This is a genomic window from Pseudarthrobacter sp. C1 (genome assembly GCF_034720455.1).
Taxonomy (GTDB): Bacteria; Actinomycetota; Actinomycetes; order Actinomycetales; family Micrococcaceae; genus Arthrobacter.
The window spans coordinates 212,810-232,834 of sequence record NZ_JAYESK010000002.1 but is presented as its reverse complement, the minus strand read 5'-3'; the positions used below and the strand labels follow the sequence as shown (position 1 = coordinate 232,834).

Here is a 20,025-nt window from a genome sequence, read left to right as displayed (position 1 = left end):
CCCGCCGCTCATCATCTGCTGAGCGGTGGCTGCAACGGGGCTATATGCTTCTGCCGTGCCTGTGCCGGCGGCGTAGTCAAGAGGCGGTAGAGGAAACTACCGCAGGTTGCCAACAGCAGGATGTAGATGACCGCGAGCACTTGCCAGGTACCTGGAGGCTGCCACAGCGGTTCAAACATCTCTGTCCAGTTGACGTGATCTTGAATCCCGATGGTGTAGCGGCGCAAGCCTTCCAGGAACACATAGGCGTGCGCCAATCCCCCAAGAACCAACCCCCAGCGGACCATGGACTTAGTCCAAGGCGTAATACGGAACGGCCGGAAGCGCGTTGCGATTCCAGCCGCCAAGATGAGGGTGACAACCATTGCCAGCGTGTATCTTCCCTGCCAAATCCAACCCAGCTGTTCGCTTGAGCTTGCTTGCAGGGCGGTTGGAACTGCGATAACGGTAACCGTCAGCAGCACCATGACCCAGCGCGCCCTGAGAGGGCGGGCCGTGTAGGCAAGGAACAACATGGCCCCAAACCCCAGGACCCAGGCGTAGAGAGCGGCCGGCGGCGGCAGAGTGTCGATCCACCCAAGGACACCTACGTACTCCACCATGAAGAAAACCGTTTTGTCGAGCATGGCAACAGCTGCACTCTCCGCAGGAATGGGGGCGCCCGCCAGCAGGCTTTCGAAGCTTTTCGCCGACACGACCCACCACAGTGCAAAAGCGCACGATACGCCGACGATGAGCAGCGCTACCTGGAATCTCCTTTGTGCCAGCGTGCGCAGAGAAGCATTGATGCCAAAACAGAGCACAGCGGCGGTCGCGGCAATTGCCAACCACAAGAGGGAAAGCGGACGGGTATGTGCGAGAACTGAGGCGGACAGGGTGAAGACAACTAAGAGCAGAGTGCTGAGCCTAACCTTGCTGGCCGTTTGCTCGGCGATGGCGCAAAGACTCGCGAATACGGCCCCCGTGGAGGCTATCTCCAGCGCATTCGGGTTGATCGAGCCGGTTAAGAAGAAGACAGCTGGTGTCAGTGCTATTGAAGCCGCGATGACTGGCCGGTGGAAACGACGCAAGGACGCGGTGGCTGCGAAGATTGCAGCCAGGAAGAATGCCACCATCCACGTACTGATCAGCCTCATGGCATATATCGCAGTTTCGCCGCTGAGGCCGCGGCTACCCAGGCCGACAATGCCGTAATACACAGGATTGTAGTTTCCGGCGGATGTCTTGCCGGTTCTCCATCCTCGATCGGAGGAGTCGATCGGAGTCGCGCAGTCAGCGGTTACGTTTGATTTTTGCGCGAAACATACATGTTGGTTAAGATCCGCGATGTAACCGGGCACTTGAACCATCAAGGGGGCACCTTGGACTCCGGAGCTGGTTCCCGACAGCTGTCCACGGGCTACTGTTGCCGCCTTGATGGTGTGAGCGGGTTCGTCAGGAATGGACATGAGGGGCGAAGCGAAACTCCATACGCTTCCGATGCATCCAAAGAGCAGCCAGGCAACTATGAGGACTCGGAAGGATGAGGGGGCGGGTCGGTGGGTCTTTAGGTGGTTGAACTTGGCTAACAGGGGAGGGAGCGTCGAATGTGGCATGATAGCTTTAAGCGTACTTGGAGGCTGGCTGTCAAGAGGCTGAACACTCCGTTCCACTGGAGAGGATCAACCCCACGATGCGAATTCCCGGTTCTGGCATGCCGTCATCCAATAAATCTTCCGCCGAGGCAGCTCCTCCTGTGCCACGCCTTGCTATGGTCCTTTACCGGCATCCCGTAGTCAGATTTCTGGCGGTTGGTGGTCTTTCATTTGCGCTTGATCTGGGACTGCTGGCGGTGCTTCACGAAGGGTTCGGCGTAGACCTTTGGATTGCCACGCCCATTGCGTTCGTCGTTAGCCTGGTTTTCAATTTTCTGCTCCAGCGAGTATTCACTTTCCAGGCAACGAACAAGGGAAGCGTCAGTGCAGCAAAGTACCTGCTCCTGGTTCTACTGAACATCGTCGTAAGTGATGTGATAGTTACCGGTTTTGATGCTCTTGGCTGGTCGTATGTTTTGGGCAAGACCACTGCAACGACTCTCACCACGGTTTGGAACTATTTCCTCTACCGGCACTGGATCTTCCGGCGTGAACCGCAGGACGTGGAAACGAACTAGTTCTCTGCCCGGTAGGGGGCTTCCGGGGGGGCAACTCGGGCAACAGACAGCCCCGACGAACGACGCCAAACCCTGAAGGGCCTGCTCCCGGGCACCTTTCATTCCGCAGTGAGCAGGCCCTGCGGCTGGCCGAACACATCCAAGCCCGGCCCAACGGTCCAGCACGATCGACGGTGTGACCACATCCAGTGCCCCGTTCTGAAGGGGCAGGGAGGGCTATGGCGCCGCCCGGGCTGGGTGGAACGCTTCGGCCACGCCCGGGCTTTACACATGTGCATAGCCAAAACAGCCTCCGGCGCTCCTTGTGAGTGCCGGAGGCTTGAAGCGTACGCATCACGGCCTGCCGTGCGGCACCTTTGAATTACATGGACGGTTCCCGCGGCGCCCTGGAGACTTCGGGCTCGGGGGAAACGGGGTGGGAGGCCCCGGATGCGGAAATAAGGTCTGCCGCAGCGTTTCGCTCCGCGTGGGCGGTGGCTCCCGAAGTGGAGAGCCGGCCCGGCCTTCCAGCTCTCACCGAGCGAGCTATCAAAGGCTGCCCGGTGAAGAGGTAGCGGAACAGGATCAGGCCCGCGAGCGCGGTTATAAGAAGGTAAGCGATGGTCAAGGGGAGCCAACCGAACGGCGGCTGCCAGTCAGGCGAAGAGAAAAGCGTCTGCCAGTTGGCGATCTCACTAATGCCTACAACGTAGCGCCTCAAGACATATGCGAAGGTCAAGGTGTGGCAGAAAACAATGAGCCAGAACATGATCCGCGAAACGTGTAAGGCAACGGGGCCGTCCGGGAATCTGAGTTTCCTCAGTCCAAGACCTACGCTGACGAATAGGACCACAACAAGGGGAAGCGTGTAGCGTCCTTGCCAGATGAACCCCATCCCACGCCATAGCGCGGTCTGCAGCAGCGCAGGAACCAGGTAGAGCATTGCGAGGGCAACCCAGTATCCGGTCCAGTTGCGAAGCGGCCGGACACAGAAAGGGATCAGCAGGCCGGCGATCATCAATCCGCCCCAAACCAGCGTCACCAGTTCGGGTGCAGGGGTGTCGAGCCATCCCATGGTTCCGATGTACTGCGGGAAGAAATCGTACGTCCGGTCGAGCATAATCATGAAACCGCGGTACAGGGGGGCGTCGGGATGTGGATTGGCAATTCCCTCTGGCGCCACGCCGACGTTTGCTGGCCCGTTAGCTGCCAGGTACATCCAAACTAACCCCAACAATGCCCCTGGAACGGCCAAACCCACGGCAGCGAGCACCCGCCTGTCCTTAAAGACGGTGACAGTGCGCCGGAACCGGAAAGAGCAGACACCGACGATCAGGGCGCAGAGAAGCCATATCAACGATATTTGCCGGGCGTTTGCGAGTGCCACCGTGGACGCGGCAACAGTGGCCAGCGCGGGGATCACACGTCTTGTGTCCCGCCAGTTGTCGAGGATCACCACGAACCCCGCGAATGCTGCCATGGTGGCCGCAATCTCCAAGGAGTTCGGGTTGATGCCCCCGCCAAGGAACAGGATCATCGGAGTCATTGTCAGGGCCGCAACCAAGACGGGGTACTTTGGACGCCTCAGTTCGGTCAGTGCGGTGAAGCCGGCTGCAAAGAAAGCGGCACAGAGTAGAGCGCTTACCAGCCGCATGGCATAGAGCGCCGGGGCGCCGGACATCAGTAGTGATGGCAACCCGACAACAAAGTAGTACATCGGGTTATAGGAGCCTGCAGAGGTCACAGCAATGTTTGTGAAGGTGTCGTCGGCATAAATGGGAGCTGTGCAATCGGCAGCCTGAGCCCGGTTGAACTTGTAGCAGCTTTGGGCGTGGAGGCTCGCAATATAGTTGGGTACACGTACGTGGACGCCGTGGCCGAACGAGGTACCTTCCTCCACCAGGATCTGGCCGCGAACTACAGCTGCGGCCTTAATGGTATGCGCGGGCTCGTCTGGAGAGCCCATGAGGGGGGTGGCGGCCGACCACAATCCGAACAGCAGAAAGAACAGTGCCGTGAGAAGACCGAAAGTAGGCAGTGGTCGGGGCAACCCACGTCGTCGAACATTTCGGAAAAGCAGGGTCATTGTCCGTCTCCAATGGTGCTGATGAGTGCCAGTCCTTCGCTTGCGGCTTTTTTGCTAGGTGACATGACAAACGCGAATGCGTTGGCGTTCTTCTGGGCATCGCTGCCAAAGACATTTTCGCTGAACGAGCGGCCCAGCCGGCTCAGGGCCGGTTCCGAGTACTCCCTGCAGACGTGCAGGTAAATGACAGTGCCCAGGGCATATCCGGAGCGCCCATCCAACGATTGGACGACTGAGGTTGATGAGGCTTCTACATCGCCCGTACTGACAGCGTCTACCACCGAGGAGGCTTGCAGCCTCCGGGGCTTCCCGTCGAACATCAGTTGGGCTGCAGTAAACCTGTTGCCGATAATGCTTCCATCGAGAATGGAGAGGCCACCATTCGTATCGTCAAGTTTGTCCGCAAGAGCCAGCGGCGGCGACGACGACTGCCCGACTACGTCGGCTGGCCAGCGGTCTTCATGCTCGGGATCCCAATCGGTGCCTGTCCGCTCACTGATGTAGTTGTTGACGGGCCGCACTGTATCCGACGGCCCTTCCGGAACAAGAACAGTGATTGCCAGGTCCGGCAACGCAATTCCAGGGTTCAGCTCAGCCAGCCTCGAATCGTTCCATCGCGTGATTTCCCCGCGCAGTATGGCTGCGAGGGTTCGAGGGTCCAGCACAAGGTCATTTACGCCTTTGATCTTGACCGCAACACCTACCGGCAGGACTCCGGCTGCCAGCGATAATGCGCCCTTATCAGTGCACATACCGCGCACCGCTGCAGCCTCCCGCTCAGGCAGCGGAGCAGAAGTGATTGCAAAGTGCGCTTGTCCGTCCTGGAACGCCTTGAGCCCCGCCGCGGAACCATCGGGCGAGAAGCTGACCGAAGTGCCCTTGACCGCGCTGCCCCATGCCAAACCCCAAGCGCTGACGGCTCCCTGCCCGGCGTTGCTGCCGATGCCGGTAAGAGCGCCCTGGATGGTTCCGGGGGGAGTGGTGGAGCACGAGGTTAGGGTGAAGAGCCCCGACAGTAAAGCGGCGGCCAGGAGACGGGATGTTCGGCGGGAAACAGGAATCACCTGTCCAGCCTAATGCCGACGCGGAGCAGGTACGGGCAGGCTGATGTCTCCCGGCAGTTGCCCATGGTCATGGGCAGGCCGTGATCCGGTAAAGTTTGGCCCCGTCACCTTGTGAATCTATAAGGTCAAGCCCCTGGACATCACTTATGTCGGTTACACCGGGATAGGTTTCGGATCCCGGCAAATCGATCAGGTACTGCGATCCAAAGTCCAAAACGTATTGCACATTCTTTTTCTTCAACGCGCTGCAGACGGCTTCGTTGTCCGGAGCTTCCTTCAGTTCTCGGTCGATAAGCAATGTGTCAGCGTCCTTCTCCGCAAACAGATGAGCCGTCAGTACCCGCCGGTTCGCATAAGCGTAGGCCAAAGAGCTGCCGTTCCAGGGGTTATCGGCGATGACTGCATCCGGAGGAACCTGACTGGGGATTCGTTTCAACAACGCCAACTCGTCAGGAGTCAACAAGTCGGATCCAGCGTCGAACCGATAGACGGTGGCGGCGCCGGCGATATAGTGCGACAAGGGGCCAGCGACAGTTGCGAGCGCAGCGAAGGCAAAGGCCGTAATGGTTGCCAGTGCAGTTGCCCCGGTGTGTGAGCGCCAACGAAACCGGTGTCCGATCACGCGCTGGAGTTTGAAGGCCGCGGCGGAAGCGCGCCAGGAATCCCATATGCGCAGTCCGCCGACCACGGCAAGCGGCGTCGCGAACAGCGGCAGGAGAGCCGCCAGCCGGTAGGTGTCCTGGTACCAGGTCCCCACCAGAGCGTCCCTAAGGGCGCTCTCAGGCAGTGATGCTGCCACGACATAGAGCGCCCCGACGATGGCATAACAGGCGGCGAGCCAACGGAGGCTGCCCATCCGGAAGACCGTGAGCAATCCCGCGATGGACAGGACCGAGACCACCACAGCCGGGATGGCTGACTGCATCGGGCTCATTGTCAGGATCTCACCGACGGCGGCACCCGGCTTAACGGATGGTCCCCAGTTGTCGTACGGAGCAGGGCGGAGCTTGAACCAGAGGGCGGCTGCAACAACAACAACGGCCAACGTCCCGGCAATAAGCAGCCAGGCCCGTCGCGGGTCAGGTTGCCGCAGTTTAGCCCGCTCAGCAAGCCGCCACCACAGCAGGGCAGCGATCGGAAAACCAGCAGCCATAGTGGTGTTAATGGAACTGGTGTGGGCGAAGGCAAGGCCCGCCATCGCGATGGCGAGCGCACAGGTCCAGCTCCGCAGCGGATCCGTACGGGTCCGTCCGAGCCGTGCCAGCCCGGCCAGGGCAGTGATGGCGGCGGGCATCATGCTAATTGCCAGGGCGTAGGGGAACAACGGTCCCCAGACGATCATAAGGAACGGGAACGCCACCTGTGTCCCGGCGACAACGGCTGCAAGGATAAGCGCGGCGGGCCTTCTCGAAACGGTCTTTGCCACCAGAAAAAAGCAGGAAGCGGGCCACAGAACAGCTGCTACGACCAGATTCAGTGCATTTTGCGCTGTAGGGATATCGACGGCGGCCAACTGCACCAGTAAGGCGGCAAAAGAATGCCATGCCGCCGGATAGACAGCATCCAAGCCGCTCACCCCCTGGATAGAAGCAAGGTTCAGCGAGGAAGCATTGCCGGTGTCGAGGATGAACCGGATGGCGTTGAGGTGAAAGACGTTATCGAATACCTGTGAGGGATGCTCAGGTGAGCCGACCAGCTGGATGAAGCGCCAGGTTATCGGAACAGAAGCCAGGGCGATGGCAGCGAAGGGGAGACACTGCCGCCATGACGGGATCCGGGGCATTCGCCACGGAATGCCCCGTGTAATCACCAGTGCGGCCGCGGCAATCAGGGCGCTCACCAGCAGAAACGGCAGGACACTCCAAGGGATCCCCAGTTGTCCGGCAATGACACCCGCAAGGCCTGCGGCCGCCGTCGAATGCAATGGTGCAAGACCAAGGACAGCACCCGGGCGGAATTTCAGGCAGCTGGCAATCAGGGCTCCGGGGACGTACAGCAGGAGGGCTGCCAAAACCACCACCGGGAGGAAGCCGATCCATATCATGGAGTCAATCCCTCCACCTTGTCCTCCGGGGCTTTGGCCCGGATGAGCCGCAAAACGGCTGCGAACTGAATTGCGGTGACCAGGATTTCACCTATCGCCAGGCCAAGGGCCCCGCCTTGGCCGCCCATCAGTCCGGCCAGGACAATCATGGCGGGGAGGCCCACAACGGCACCGGCGATGGTACTGGTGAACACGACCCGCATCTGCTTGGCCGGAACCAGCCAATGGGCGCCAGTCGACGTTGTGACACATACCAGGAGGAATGACAGGCCAAACCAGAAGCACGTCCAAAAGTCCGCAGCCAGTGCCGGGCCAAAAAGCAGCGTGCTGGCCCAAGGCCCGAGGAGGGCCATGATCAGCCACCCGGCGGTACCAAGTCCGGACAGCGCCACCAGCGAAAACTTCCGCCTCTGACGGTGGTCCGTACCAAACTCGCTGACCCAGCCCTGCAGGCTGTTGCCCAACGCGGCAGTAGCCAGTTGACCGATCCGGTACAGCTTCTCGGCCGACACAAAGGCGGCCAGGCCGCTTGCCGACGCAGCAAACTGAACCACCAGTACAGGCGTTGAAGCGTAAGCTCCGGCAGCTACAGTGATTCCTGCGCCTGCCCGCAATCCCCAGATTTCCCTGAAAACAACCGGTAGTGACAGGCCCCTGTAATCCTGGCGGTCGGAGTGGTTCTTGTTGAACCAGAAGGTTCCTGTCAAGCCCAGCACCAGCAATGCCAGCGGGTAGAGATAGATCTCACTCGTCGCGAAAATCAGCGGTATCACTCCGAGCGTCGCTGCCATCCTCGGCAGGACGTCGTACTTGGCTATCCGGCCGGCGTGTCCGGTCGCGATGCAGTACCAGGCCGGCGTCAGGCCCGCCGCCGCCTGGGCGCAGGCCATCAGGAATGCGACCGGGAACTGGCTGGTGCCGCTAGCGAACCCCAGGGCGAGCGCCATCAGGGGCACAGAGCAAACGAACATGAACGAGCGGGTGACGAAGCTGACGGCATAATGCCGGCGCCGCACGCTTTCCTCGCTGGCTGACGCGACGGCGGCGGGTCCCGTGAGGGGCCAGCCGAGCCCGATGACAATGGCGGCAATGGCGCCTACGGCCTGCCCGACAGCCAAAGAGTTCCACGCCGGAGCGCCGCCCACCCTTGCAATGATTGGCAGGAGGATGAAGGAGGCCAGCGAGGCGAGCAAGGGTAACCCGGCGAACGCCGCGATCCTTTTGATCATGCCGTCGCTGCTCCGGGGTTGGCTGGTTTGCTACAGGTAGTCATACGCGTCCTTGCCAAGCCGGCCGTTCACGAACACGTCTTCAACCTCCCGCTTGAACCGGGAACGTTCATTCAGGATGGTTGCCCGGTAGGTGTCCTGTTTTGCCACTTCAACATCGAAGTTTTCGATGAGCCGAGGCAGCATCCCCACGGCTGTTGCCACCTCTTCGTCGCCGGGGGTGATCTTGTGCTCCCAGGGGATGGGGACGTCGGCATAGAAAGCACCTGAGCCCCGGCGGGCAACGACGGTGAGCGCGCCGGACAACGTGGCTTCGCGGGGCATGCGGTCCTTGCCAGGGTGATGACCCAGGTCCAGGTATACGCCGCAGCCCTGGAGGGTTTCGACGACTTCCGCCCGGGTCATTCCTACGATGGGACGCCATTCCAAGGAAGGAGGGCATTGGGCCTTGACGGCTTCGATGATGTGCCCACCCTTGGCGGGGTTGTACGTGACCATGTTGCGGTTGCGCTGAAGGGCTGTGGTCCCCTGGAACTCGTCCGTTGGGGTGTAATCGGAGATGAGTGAGGGTACGACGTCCAGGCGCGTGGCGATAAAGGCCCAGGCATAGGACGACTGCACCAAATGGACAACGTCACGGTCCTTCCGAAGGGACTCCGGATTAACGCGGTTCTTCCACATCCGGGCATAGGGAAAGGCGGCTTCGCGTGCCTTCTTCAAAAGGCCGGCCTGGTTGCGGTGCCACATCCGTTCGGCCATGAACGTCAGGGAATTGTCGATGCTGAGCCACCAGCACATCCGCCGGGCGTGCTTCACTTTCGACATCTCAAAAACATAGGTTTCCGGGAAAACCACCGTGTTCCCGGGCGCATCCACGATTTCAGGGGCTTCCGGTGCGTCATAGATGTTGTACTGTTCCACCCGCGGGTTCCGGGCCGTGTGGGGATGCGGGACGAGAAAGGCATCCTGGCCAAGCTCGCGCAGCATGTCGACGAGCTGGTGGAGGGCTTCCGGCCCCCCGGTCCTGAGTCCCTTGTGGTAGAGGACGAAGATGGTTCCTGAGTTGGTGGTCATGGGTGTCTTTCGATCTCGGCCGGGCCAGGGGGTTGCCCTGAGTACTGGGATTCTTCCTTAGCGCAGGCGGGCGGAGAGGGCGTCGTCTATTTTGCCCATCTTCTGACGGAGCGCATCGCGGACACCTGCCACGGCCGCGACGAAATGCTTCCGCCTATTGGGGCCAAATCCAAAGCGGACAACGTTGCTTTGGATTTCCATGTAAATCCTGCGAAGCACCCACGTTGGCTGTTTCATCGCATACCGGCGGGCAAGGATGAGTGAATTGCGGGTGATGTAGTAAACACGGAACGGCGCGTGGTAGTAGACGAACAGCTTCTTTGAGCCCACGCGGGCATGCCATCCCAGAATTTTCATGGGGCGCGCACTGCCAAGGCTGTGCTCCAGGTTGCATCCCCGTCCCGCGAGGGCACGGAGTCCATGCTCGCGTAAGCGGGCATTGAATTCAGAGTCCACGCAGTCGATGAAAAAGCCCTCGTCAAAGAACCCAACGACGTTGAAGACGCTTGTCCGTACCAAGCTGCCGCTGGTCATGGGGTCGAAGATCTGGGGTTCCTGCCGATCGCCCCAGGTGGGCAGTGGAATATGGTTATGTGACTCCGCGCACACCATGCCCACGCTTCGAGGGTCGCGGGAGGAAGCCGCGGTTTCGAGTGCGGACGTGATGTAATCGCCGGTAAAGCGGGAGTCCTGGTCCATGGTGACGATCCACTCCGGACCCCACCGCTCCACTGCTTCCTTGATTCCAACATTCAGGGCCCGTGCTATGCCGGAGTTAGTGCTCAGCCGTACCACGATTGCGCCGGCGTCCTCCATCTCCGCCAGCGCCTGTGAAACGTCGCCCGGCGAGCCGTCGTCGACGACCACAACGTGGGAGACGAAGCGCAGCAGCCATTTGACGTTGGAGACGTTTTCCGGACCTGGGTTGTATGCGGAAACGACCCCGCACACGTCCTGGTGCGGTTCTTTGGCTTCAAAGTCTGCAGGCGCCATTACTGCGCCGTCCTGGCGTGGCGAAAGCGTCGTCGTACAGCCTCGACAACGTTGCGGAGGAACGCAATACGTGCCCGGACTATCTTTGCGGCGGAGCGGATGCCGTGAGGGGTCAGGTTCCCGCCGTGCAGTCGGTGAAGGATGGTGTCTTCTTCCATGTAGATAATGGAGCGGTTGACATTGCCCACGGTTGCCACCCACTGGTCATGTGATTCAGTCATGTACGAGGGGAAAGGCAATACCTGCTGGAGGATTTCCTGCCGGAGCGCCATGGCACACCCCCAGTGCAACCGGTAGCCCACGACAATGCCGAGGATGTTTCGGAGGTTGTGTGTCGAGTCCTTGGAGCGCAGCCGAATTTCGTGGAACGAGCCCAGCGGACCGTCAAAGTGCCGGCAATTGCTGACAACCATGTTTTTGCCGTCCATGGCGGAGATCATGCGTTCCACCCTGCCAGGGAGCCACACGTCGTCCTGGTCGGAAAGGAATACGAATTCTCCGCGCGCCTCACCAAGGGCCCGTTCGAAAGTGCGGACGTAACCGTTGTTGCGCTCGGCCTGGATGAGCCGGATCCGCGGATCATTGATGCCGGCCACTAGCTGGGATGTCTCGTCGGTGGAGCAATCGTTGACCACTACCAGCTCATCGTGCGGGCCAATTTCGCTCAGGATTGAGTCGATTTGTTCCTCTATATGGCGCGCGCCATTGTACGCCGCCATGCACACGCTCACGCGCGGCTTGGGGGCGGTTTCGGGCTCCATCAGTTTTTCTCCTCAGGCCTCCGGGCGGTGCCAGCGGGGCGGGCAGGTCCCAAGCAGTCTAGCAAGCTGTGCCTGCCCGAATGGACGCATGCCAGTCAACTATAATCGAGGGGACGCAGCCGCCGAGCTCTTCGCGCGGAAACCACGGAAGGAACCTCAGGTCCATGACCGTTGACGTAATGTTGCCGTACTACGGCGATGTCCATCAGATGAAGCTTGCAGCCCGCAGCGTAATGAATCAGGAGAACCAAGACTGGCGGCTTGTTGTCATCGACGATGGGTACCCGGATCCTGAACCCGAACGATGGTTTTCGACCATCACGGATCCTCGGGTTACCTACCTCAAGAACGACCAGAACCTGGGCGCAAACGGCAACTACCGCAAGGCGCTGACCCTCGTAGAAGCCCCTTACGTCGTCATTATGGGCGCCGACGACATCATGCTCCCCAACTATCTCGACGTTGTGGTGAGCGCCTTCGAAGAGTACCCAAAGGCAGACGTTGTCCAGCCGGGGGTGCAGGTAATTGATGAGCAGGGCATCGCGTGCACGCCGCTCGTGGATGCTGTGAAGAAGGTCTATGCACCCAAGACCAGTGAGCGCATCGAACTTAAGGGTGAGGCCATGGCGACAAGCCTGGTGCGTGCCGACTGGGCGTACTTCCCGTCCCTGGCATGGCGTTCAGAGACGGTCAAGCGTATCGGGTTCACCGAAGGTCTCGACGTTGTCCAAGACCTCGCCCTCTTGCTCGATATCGCCGCAGAGCACGGTTCGATGATTGTTGATCCCGTGCTGGCCTTCCTGTACCGCAGGCACCAGGCGTCCGACTCGTCGGTGCGTGCACTGGACGGCAGGCGTTTTGATGAGGAGCGGCGCTTCTTTCAGCAGCAGGCTGAGCGGTTCAGCCGTCTTGGCTGGAAAGGTGCCGCGCGCGCTGCGAGTTTCCACACCACCTCCCGGCTCAACGCTGTGTCGCTAATCTTTAAATCAGTCGGGAAAGGCAAGTTCGATTCACTGCCCCGGCTGGCGAAGCACGTCGTCAGATAGGGAGCAGCGAACAAAAAAGGACGCCTCGGGCGTCCTTTTTTGTTGTTTCACTCACATCCGCGGCCGGGCTCTCCTATTGGCCGTTTTCGGGTTCCTCCCCAGACGTGGAGACCGCTTTCAGGCGGTGTCGAACATCGGCCAGGTCCGCCCTGAGAAGGGCTACTTCCTCGCAAAGGATCCGCACCTCGTCTTCAGCCTGAGACTGCTCCCTCGAGAGGTGCAGGCACACTCCCACCAGGAGGACCAGCGTCATGATGAAGAGGAGGTTTGCCGGTACCTGGATTCCGAGGAGTCCACTGGCTTTCTCCAATACGGAGGGGAAGGCCGAGAGTAGGAGGGTGCCGATACCGATCACGATCCACAGCACAGCGTACTTTTCACGCAGTTTCTGGCGGCGGAGCATTTCGAACACAAAGAACAGGATCGCCACGACGACGATGGAACCCATAAGGAGTGACATGTTGAATTCCTAGTTGGTGGACGGCTCGGTTTTCTTTCGCGTCAGTGCGAACAGCAAAGCCATTCCTGAGCGTCCGAGATAAATGGCGGCTTTGATGGGGTCATGGCTTGGCGTTCCGCCCTGGCGGGCGCGCATTGAAACCCCAACCTGTTTAACGGTGCAGCCGGAACGGATCGCGACAACAAGGGAGTCGATGGTGTCGCCGAGGTATTCCGCAGGATAGTGATCCACGTACTGGCGGATGGCTTTTGTATTTGCGGCCCGAAACCCTGAGGTGACGTCGGTCAAAGTGGTGCCGGCAACACGGGAAACCGTCCACGCCAGTACTTTCATGGCCCATTTCCTGGGTCCACGCACCGTGTAATTGCCCTTGTCGGCGAACCTGGCGCCGATGGCAATGTCGGCATCCTGAAGGCCGTCCAGCACCGTTTTGATATCCCGCGGATCGTGCTGGCCGTCAGCATCGACTTGGATCACTTGGCTGTAGCCATGGTTCTTCGCATATTTGAATCCGGTACGCATTGCGCCGCCGACTCCCATATTGAAAGGAAGCTGGAGGACCATGGCGCCGGCATCACGTGCCACCTGGGCAGTGTTATCGCGGGATCCGTCGTCGACGACCAATACATCGCACAGAGGCCCAAACTCGTACACTTCCCGAATGGTGTTGCCAATGGATTCGGACTCATTCCAGGCAGGCATGATGACCAGTGTTTCGGGCCTGCGGTTGCTTAGTGTCACGGGTTGATCAACTCATTCTTCAAGTATTCGGCCAACCGGTTGCTGGAGGAGGCCGGCTCAAAGCCCGTCGCTTTGATCTTCGTCAAGTCCAACGTGCTTGCGAGGGGGCGGGGCGCGGCGGTTTTACCGCTGAAGTATTCTTCGGTGGTAACTCCGCTCACCGCTTCCCTTGGGCTGCCCGACAGCTCGTAGACGTCGGCGGCAATGTCGGCCCATGACTGCGGCTCACCCTCATTGCTGAGGTTATAGACGCCATATTCAGCTTCGTGCTCCAACAGGTGCTTGATGCCGGCGGCGATGTCCTGGGTGAAGCTCAGCCGGCCGATCTGGTCGTTGACCACTGATGGTGCTACGCCGCGTTCCGCCAGGGAAGCCATGGTCCGGACAAAGTTGTTGCCGGCTCCGATGACCCAGCTCGTCCGCACAATGTAGTGGCGGGGAACAACGCTCACGATGGCGTCGCCGGCGGCCTTGGTCTGGCCGTAGACGCCGAGTGGGGCGAAGGGCTCGTTCTCATCGTGCACGCGGCGGGAGCCGTCAAAAACGTAGTCCGACGAGACGTGCACCAGTGTGAGGTTGTGCTCGACGGCGGTCCTGGCCAATTGCGCGACGGCCGTGACATTTACGTTCCAGGCGGCCGCACGTCCTTCAGCAGTTTCCGCAGCATCGACCGCCGTGTAGGCGGACGCGTTGATGATCGCCGTGTAGTTCTTCCAGTTGCGGCTGCTGAAGGATTCCGCGGTGGTGAGGTCGAACTCGGCCCTGGACGCGAACTCGACGGATGGGTCGCCGTCGTACAGCTTCCGCAGCGCCTTGCCCAACTGCCCGTCTGCACCGATTACGAGGATCTTCCTGGCTGGCATCGGGGTGACGTCAGCCATCACTGGATGCGCCCTGTCCTTGTCGGAAAGCTCCGCCTGTTCCAGCGGAATCGGCCAGCCGATGGCAGCTGTTTCATCCGCGAGGTTCAGGAAGGTGTACTGCCCCTGCGCGTCAGCGGACCAGTGGTCGTTTACGAGGTAGGAGTATGCAGTGTTGTCCTCAAGGGTTTGGAAGGCATTGCCTACGCCGCGGGGAATGAAAATGGCCTGGCTCGGGTCGATTTCCGCCGTGAAGACTGCACCAAAAGTGGGGCCTTCGCGGAGGTCAACCCAGGCACCGAAGATCCGGCCCGTTGCGACCGAGATGAACTTGTCCCATGGTTCTGCGTGGATGCCGCGGGTGGTCCCGGCCTTTTCGTTGAAGGAGATGTTGTTTTGGACCGGCCGGAAATCCGGCAGTCCGATTTCCAGCATCTTCTCCCGCTGCCAGTTTTCCTTGAACCAACCTCTGTTGTCACCGTGGACCGGGAGGTCATAGAGCACGACGCCGGGAATGGGCGTTTCGTGTGCAGCGAGCTTTTTGGAAAATTCGATCGGCATTCGTTTACTGGCCCTGTTCCTTGTACTTCGCTTCGGTCTGGGCCTTCTGGGGGCGCCACCAGTCCTCGTTGTCCCGGTACCAGGCGATGGTGGCTTCGATGCCTTCGTCGAAGTTGGAGAACTCCGGTTCCCAGCCCAGCTCCTCGCGGAGCTTGGTGGAGTCGATGGCGTAGCGCAGGTCATGGCCGGGGCGGTCCACAACGTGGTCGTAGGCGTCCGCCGCCTGGCCCATGTGCTTGAGAATCAGTTCGACGACGTCCTTGTTGTTCTTCTCCCCGTCCGCGCCGATCAGGTAGGTCTCGCCGATCCTGCCCTTGGCGATAATGGCCAGGACCGCGGAGGAATGGTCGTTGGCGTGGATCCAGTCACGGACGTTTTCGCCCTTGCCGTAAAGCTTGGGGCGGATCCCGTCGATGACGTTCGTGATCTGGCGGGGAATGAACTTCTCCACGTGCTGGTACGGCCCGTAGTTGTTGGAGCAGTTGCTGATGGTTGCCTGGAGCCCGAAGGACCGGACCCATGCACGGACCAGCAGGTCTGAGCCTGCCTTGGTGGATGAGTACGGGCTGGAGGGATTGTAGGGTGTCTGTTCGGTAAACCGCTCCGGGTCATCGAGTTCCAGGTCACCGTACACCTCATCCGTGGAGATGTGGTGGAACCGCTTGTTGTGCTGCCTGGCAGCTTCAATGAGCGTGTAGGTGCCGATGATGTTGGTGTCCAGGAAGGGGCGGGGATCGTGCAGGGAGTTGTCGTTGTGTGACTCGGCAGCATAGTGGACCACGACGTCGGTGTCCGCGACAAGGCGGTTCACCAGGGCCGCGTCGCCGATGTCACCGTGGACAAACTCAAAACGATCCTCGGGGAGGCCCCGCAGCGATGCCAGGTTGCCGGCGTAGGTCAGCTTGTCCAGAACAGTGACGTGGGAGTCCGTATTCTCCAGAACGTAGTGGACAAAGTTTGAGCCAATGAAGCCGGCGCCGCCGGTAACAAGAAGTCGCTGCATAATTCCCAAGGGTACCGGATTTGCCGCCGCACTTAGCGAAGGGAAAGATGGGAGCATGCGCGGAATAATACTTGCCGGCGGTACCGGCTCAAGGCTTCACCCCATAACCCTGGGAGTCAGCAAGCAGTTGGTCCCGGTCTACGACAAGCCCATGATCTACTACCCGCTCTCCACCCTCATTCTTGCCGGGATACGGGACATCCTGATTATCACCACTCCGCATGACGCAGAGCAATTCGAACGCCTGCTGGGGGACGGGTCCCGTTTCGGAGTGTCCATCACTTACAAGCAGCAGCCTTCGCCGGACGGCCTTGCCCAGGCATTCGTGCTCGGTGCAGAGCACATCGGTGATGACAGCGTGGCCCTGGTCCTCGGCGACAACATCTTCTATGGCCACGGAATGGGCACACAGTTGCGTCGTTTCGAGAACATCGATGGCGGGGCGGTGTTTGGCTACTGGGTGGCGGACCCCAAGGCCTACGGCGTGGTGGAGTTCGACTCCGAGGGCAAGGCCATCTCGCTGGAGGAAAAGCCGGCAAAACCCAAGAGCCATTACGCCGTCCCCGGACTTTATTTCTATGACAATGACGTTGTGGAGATCGCGAGGAACCTCAAGCCCTCGGCCAGGGGTGAACTGGAGATCACCGACGTCAACCGTACGTACCTGGAGAGGGGAAAGCTGCAGGTTGAGATCCTGCCGCGGGGGACGGCTTGGCTGGACACAGGCACTTTCAACGATCTTAACGATGCCTCGAACTTCGTCCGGACAACCGAAAATCGCCAAGGACTGAAGATCGGTGCACCGGAGGAAATCGCCTGGCGGCTGGGCTTCCTTACCGATGACGAACTGCGGGAGCGGGCCGAGCCTCTGGTAAAGAGCGGCTACGGATCTTATCTAATCGATCTGCTGGAGCACGGCCACTAGAACATAGTCCATAACGAAGAGCGGGACCCGGAGATCCGGGTCCCGCTCTTCGTTATCGCCCGGCTAGTTCAGCCGGATTGTCGCTCCACCGGAGGCGGTCCAGCTGATGCTTCCTCCCTGGAACGTCTGGCTGCAGGATGTCCTGTCGACTGTGCACGTCTGGCTGCTGGTGGGGTAGGCGAGTGTTCCGTTTTCGAAGCCCTGGCTGGCCCAGCTCTGCTGGATCGGGCCCGGCACCATAAGGTGGGCGCCGCTTCCCGAGGACCACATCACCGTGCCCTTCTCGAAGTTCTGGAAGCAGCCGCCGTTCCTCAGGCCGCAGATTGTGGCACTTGTGGGGTAGCCCAATGACCCTGACTCGTAGCCTGTTGCCGCCCACCGCTCCCTGATCGGCGTTGAAGTCATCGCATGTGCCCCGGTTGTGGGCGAGTACATGACCGTTCCCCTGGCGAAGTTCTGGAAGCAGCCGCTGTTCTTGAGCCCGCAAACCAGTGCACTGACAGGGTAACCAAGCTTCCCGCCTTCAAATCCGGAGCCCACCCAAGCATCCCGGACGGGGCCGAACATCACGGCGTTCGCTCCGGTTGCAGGAGACCACATGACGGTCCCGGTGGAGTAGTTCTGGAAGCAGCCGCCGTCAACGAGGCCGCAGATGACGTCGGAGGCAGGGTAGCCCAGTACCCCGTTCTCGAAGCCGGTTTTCTGCCACAGATCCCGGATCGGTCCCCAAATGCTGGGCTGGGCCCCTGTAAGCGGCGAGTACATAAGCGCGCCCTTGGTAAACATCTGGAAGCAGCCGCCGTCCTTGAGCCCGCAATACTGCGGAGATGCGGGGTAGCCGAGGGTTCCTGCGCCCCACCCCAGACGCTCCCAGCCTGCCGCCAGGGGACCGGCAGGAACCGTTTCCGGGGGCGTGCTGGCTGAGTAGCCCACAACGCCCTTTTCAAACGCCTGCCGGCACTCGATCTGCACTCCGCCGCAGCTCGCGGCGCCGGCCGGGTAGCCCAGCCGGCCGTTCTCAAAGCCGGACTTCTGCCAGTAATCCAGCAAGCGGCCGGTAAGGGTAAAGGCACCGCGGGCCGGGGAGAACATAAGTGTCCCGCCCTGGAACAGTTGATAGCAGCCGCCTTCCCGCAGGCCACAGACTTCCCCTGCCACGGGGAACCCGATGGGTTCCCCGTTCGTCCTGGCCGCTTTCCAGGTCTCGCCCATTCCCATGAAGACAGGCCAGGCGCCTGAGGTTGGCGTCCAGGCAATAACGCCACCGCTGAAGTCCTGGGTGCAGGCTGAGCTGCTGCAGGTGGCCTCCGATTTCGGGTAGCCGAGCAGGCCGTTCTCAAATCCCGCCCGGGACCAGGCATCGAGGAGCGGTCCTGTCTTCACCAGGCGGGCACCTGTGGCAGGGCTCCAGAGGACAGAACCAGCCTGGAAGAGCTGGAAGCAGCCGCCGTTCTTGAGCCCACATGTCTGATCGCTTGTGGGGTAGCCCAGAGCGCCATTTTCGTACCCCTGGGCTGCCCAATAGTCTCGGATCGCTCCGAAAGGTACCTGCGATGCCGGCGACGCCGGCGACCACATGATTGATCCACCTTGATAGTTCTGGAAGCAGCCGCCGTTCTTGATCCCGCAAATGACAGCCGAGACCGGATATCCCATCTGGCCGTTCTCGAATCCAGTCCTTGCCCAGGAATCGCGGATTGGCCCGATCATGCTCGGCTGGGCACCTGACAAGGAGGACCACATAACGATTCCCGATTGGTAGCCCCTAAAACAGCCTCCATCCCTAAGCCCGCAGATCGTGTCAGAAGTCTGTGCTCCGAGCGACGGCATGGATGACCGGAGCGCATCAATGGCCCTGGTCGCGGCAGGAGGGATGCCGCTTGAGGCAAATGCCTTCAAGCCCGCGTAATCCCCGTTCCAGACATTGGAGTCGCCGGCGAAGGGGCCGGTGCTGCTGTACTGCCACATGCTGTAAGTACCCCAGCTGGCGGTGGGTACCGGGCCGGCGTTGTTCGTGGGAGAGCTTGGGTACGCCGCAACCCACAGGGGATAGTCACCAAAACCGGCCGGATTTCCCAGGCACTGGTTCCACCAGCTTGTATTGGTGTAGATAACCGGGAGCCTGCCGGTCAGCGCCTGCATGGTGTTGCCAAAATCCCGAACCCAGGATTGCAGCTGGGCTGGGGCCATGTTGTAGCAGGTATTGCCGAAGTAGAACCCGTTGATGGTGCGTCCCTCGTACGGGTTGAATTCGAAGTCCAGGACGGGCGGCATAGTGTACCCGTCGGCGGACCAGCCCCCGCCGTTTTGCACGAAGTAGCGCGCCTGGTCCGCTCCGGAAGACCAGTTGGGTATGGCGAAGTGATAGGCGCCCCGAATCATTCCAACGTTGCGGGACCCCTGGTACTGGGGGCCGTAGGAGGGGTTCGTGTAGTAATTGCCTTCAGTGGCCTTTACGTAGGCAAAACGAGCGCCCATATTCCACTGCTGCTGCCAGTCCACGCTCGGTTGGTGGCCGCTCACGTCCAGTCCCTGGATGCCAAAAGTGGGCATCCAGGTGCCTTCGGTGGACAGTGACTCCGTGCTCAGCCGCTTGAACGAGTCCGAGGGAGCCGAGGCCGTAACGCGGGCGGACCGCTGCCCCATCTCAGCTCCGCCGACGCCGACTGCTTCCGCCATGGACTGGGTAGCCTCTGCAGTGGGCGGGGCGGCCGGCGCTGCCGCCGGTGCTGTTTCTTCGGGAGAAGGGGGCGGCGTAGAGACCGACGGAGAAGGTGAAACAGTTTGCGACGGATCACTCGTCGGCGAGGAAGTTGTCGGCGTCGGGGCAGGCTCAACGGCGGAGGCAATACCCGCCAGGCCTGGGCCGGCCACCAGGGAAGCGGCCAGCAGAACGATCCCAAGGGACTTCCTGACGGGGCGACGGGACTGAGACAGGTTCCGTTTCATATTGGCTCCGGAGACAATGAGGCGCTCCCACGAGCCCTCATCTGGGTTGCTGTTCCGGCTGGTTCCCCCAGGAACCTGACGGACAGGGGTTTTTGACA

The 20,025-nt window shown here is 60.7% G+C and carries 16 protein-coding genes; 3 read left to right on the top strand and 13 right to left on the bottom strand.

Features of this window, described 5'->3' with window-relative positions:
• Positions 1–11: 11 nt before the first annotated feature.
• Entirely contained in the window at positions 12–1,595 is a 1,584-nt protein-coding gene (locus U7114_RS03765; RefSeq protein ID WP_323056576.1) for a DUF2142 domain-containing protein, read from the bottom strand.
• A gap of 77 nt (positions 1,596–1,672) precedes the next feature.
• Here U7114_RS03765 and U7114_RS03760 point away from each other — a divergent pair, with 77 nt between their 5' ends.
• A complete protein-coding gene (locus U7114_RS03760) occupies positions 1,673–2,152 on the top strand; it encodes a GtrA family protein (RefSeq protein ID WP_231754890.1) in 480 nt (159 codons plus the stop codon).
• A 361-nt stretch (positions 2,153–2,513) separates the two neighbouring features.
• Here U7114_RS03760 and U7114_RS03755 read toward each other — a convergent pair whose 3' ends face one another.
• The 7 genes from U7114_RS03755 to U7114_RS03725 form a co-directional block, all read right to left on the bottom strand.
• On the bottom strand, positions 2,514–4,217 hold the full coding sequence (locus U7114_RS03755) for a DUF2142 domain-containing protein (protein ID WP_321213930.1): 1,704 nt from the start codon (positions 4,215–4,217) through the stop codon (positions 2,514–2,516).
• Entirely contained in the window at positions 4,214–5,281 is a 1,068-nt protein-coding gene (locus U7114_RS03750) for a substrate-binding domain-containing protein (RefSeq protein WP_323056575.1), read from the bottom strand. The genes U7114_RS03755 and U7114_RS03750 overlap by 4 nt, the downstream gene beginning before the upstream one ends.
• A gap of 67 nt (positions 5,282–5,348) precedes the next feature.
• A complete protein-coding gene (locus tag U7114_RS03745) occupies positions 5,349–7,325 on the bottom strand; it encodes a DUF6541 family protein (RefSeq protein ID WP_323056574.1) in 1,977 nt (658 codons plus the stop codon).
• Complete coding sequence (locus tag U7114_RS03740; protein WP_323056573.1) at positions 7,322–8,554, bottom strand: lipopolysaccharide biosynthesis protein; 1,233 nt, start codon at positions 8,552–8,554, stop codon at positions 7,322–7,324. The genes U7114_RS03745 and U7114_RS03740 overlap by 4 nt, the downstream gene beginning before the upstream one ends.
• Positions 8,555–8,584: 30 nt before the next feature.
• A complete protein-coding gene (locus U7114_RS03735; protein WP_321213926.1) occupies positions 8,585–9,628 on the bottom strand; it encodes a hypothetical protein in 1,044 nt (347 codons plus the stop codon).
• Between the two features lie 57 nt (positions 9,629–9,685).
• The gene (locus tag U7114_RS03730) at positions 9,686–10,621 is read right to left on the bottom strand and encodes a glycosyltransferase (protein WP_323056572.1); all 936 of its coding nucleotides are present in this window, start codon (positions 10,619–10,621) and stop codon (positions 9,686–9,688) included.
• Positions 10,621–11,382, bottom strand: coding sequence for a glycosyltransferase (locus U7114_RS03725; RefSeq protein ID WP_321213924.1), 762 nt, complete (start codon positions 11,380–11,382; stop codon positions 10,621–10,623). The genes U7114_RS03730 and U7114_RS03725 overlap by 1 nt, the downstream gene beginning before the upstream one ends.
• A 164-nt stretch (positions 11,383–11,546) precedes the next feature.
• Here U7114_RS03725 and U7114_RS03720 point away from each other — a divergent pair, with 164 nt between their 5' ends.
• Positions 11,547–12,428 (top strand): glycosyltransferase family 2 protein, encoded by an 882-nt coding sequence (locus U7114_RS03720; protein ID WP_157241778.1) that lies wholly within the window; start codon positions 11,547–11,549, stop codon positions 12,426–12,428.
• Between the two features lie 73 nt (positions 12,429–12,501).
• Here the strand turns inward: U7114_RS03720 and U7114_RS03715 are convergent, their stop codons facing one another.
• The 4 genes from U7114_RS03715 to rfbB are packed head-to-tail and all read right to left on the bottom strand — an operon-like array spanning position 12,502 to position 16,053.
• Complete coding sequence (locus U7114_RS03715) at positions 12,502–12,888, bottom strand: DUF2304 domain-containing protein (RefSeq protein ID WP_157241779.1); 387 nt, start codon at positions 12,886–12,888, stop codon at positions 12,502–12,504.
• 9 nt (positions 12,889–12,897) lie between these two features.
• Positions 12,898–13,590 (bottom strand): glycosyltransferase family 2 protein, encoded by a 693-nt coding sequence (locus tag U7114_RS03710; protein ID WP_157241780.1) that lies wholly within the window; start codon positions 13,588–13,590, stop codon positions 12,898–12,900.
• Between the two features lie 35 nt (positions 13,591–13,625).
• Positions 13,626–15,050, bottom strand: a complete 1,425-nt coding sequence (locus U7114_RS03705; protein WP_157241781.1) for a sugar nucleotide-binding protein — start codon at positions 15,048–15,050, stop codon at positions 13,626–13,628.
• A gap of 4 nt (positions 15,051–15,054) precedes the next feature.
• A complete protein-coding gene (rfbB, locus tag U7114_RS03700; RefSeq protein ID WP_157241782.1) occupies positions 15,055–16,053 on the bottom strand; it encodes a dTDP-glucose 4,6-dehydratase in 999 nt (332 codons plus the stop codon).
• Between the two features lie 55 nt (positions 16,054–16,108).
• On the opposite strand from rfbB, the gene rfbA reads away from it, so the two are divergent.
• Positions 16,109–16,978 carry a glucose-1-phosphate thymidylyltransferase RfbA gene (rfbA, locus tag U7114_RS03695; protein ID WP_321213922.1) on the top strand — a complete coding sequence of 290 codons (870 nt, stop codon included), beginning with the start codon at positions 16,109–16,111 and terminating at the stop codon, positions 16,976–16,978.
• A gap of 63 nt (positions 16,979–17,041) precedes the next feature.
• On the opposite strand, the gene U7114_RS03690 is transcribed toward rfbA, so the two are convergent.
• Entirely contained in the window at positions 17,042–19,927 is a 2,886-nt protein-coding gene (locus U7114_RS03690; RefSeq protein ID WP_157241784.1) for a GH25 family lysozyme, read from the bottom strand.
• Between the last annotated feature and the right edge of the window lie 98 nt (positions 19,928–20,025).

Coding starts and splice junctions, on each gene's coding strand:
- U7114_RS03765 (WP_323056576.1), bottom strand. CDS start 1,595: ATGCCACATTCGACGCTCCCTCCCCTGTTAGCCAAGTTCAACCACCTA.
- U7114_RS03760 (WP_231754890.1), top strand. CDS start 1,673: ATGCGAATTCCCGGTTCTGGCATGCCGTCATCCAATAAATCTTCCGCC.
- U7114_RS03755 (WP_321213930.1), bottom strand. CDS start 4,217: ATGACCCTGCTTTTCCGAAATGTTCGACGACGTGGGTTGCCCCGACCA.
- U7114_RS03745 (WP_323056574.1), bottom strand. CDS start 7,325: ATGATATGGATCGGCTTCCTCCCGGTGGTGGTTTTGGCAGCCCTCCTG.
- U7114_RS03740 (WP_323056573.1), bottom strand. CDS start 8,554: ATGATCAAAAGGATCGCGGCGTTCGCCGGGTTACCCTTGCTCGCCTCG.
- U7114_RS03735 (WP_321213926.1), bottom strand. CDS start 9,628: ATGACCACCAACTCAGGAACCATCTTCGTCCTCTACCACAAGGGACTC.
- U7114_RS03730 (WP_323056572.1), bottom strand. CDS start 10,621: ATGGCGCCTGCAGACTTTGAAGCCAAAGAACCGCACCAGGACGTGTGC.
- U7114_RS03725 (WP_321213924.1), bottom strand. CDS start 11,382: ATGGAGCCCGAAACCGCCCCCAAGCCGCGCGTGAGCGTGTGCATGGCG.
- U7114_RS03720 (WP_157241778.1), top strand. CDS start 11,547: ATGACCGTTGACGTAATGTTGCCGTACTACGGCGATGTCCATCAGATG.
- U7114_RS03715 (WP_157241779.1), bottom strand. CDS start 12,888: ATGTCACTCCTTATGGGTTCCATCGTCGTCGTGGCGATCCTGTTCTTT.
- U7114_RS03710 (WP_157241780.1), bottom strand. CDS start 13,590: ATGCCTGCCTGGAATGAGTCCGAATCCATTGGCAACACCATTCGGGAA.
- U7114_RS03705 (WP_157241781.1), bottom strand. CDS start 15,050: ATGCCGATCGAATTTTCCAAAAAGCTCGCTGCACACGAAACGCCCATT.
- rfbB (WP_157241782.1), bottom strand. CDS start 16,053: ATGCAGCGACTTCTTGTTACCGGCGGCGCCGGCTTCATTGGCTCAAAC.
- rfbA (WP_321213922.1), top strand. CDS start 16,109: ATGCGCGGAATAATACTTGCCGGCGGTACCGGCTCAAGGCTTCACCCC.
- U7114_RS03690 (WP_157241784.1), bottom strand. CDS start 19,927: ATGAAACGGAACCTGTCTCAGTCCCGTCGCCCCGTCAGGAAGTCCCTT.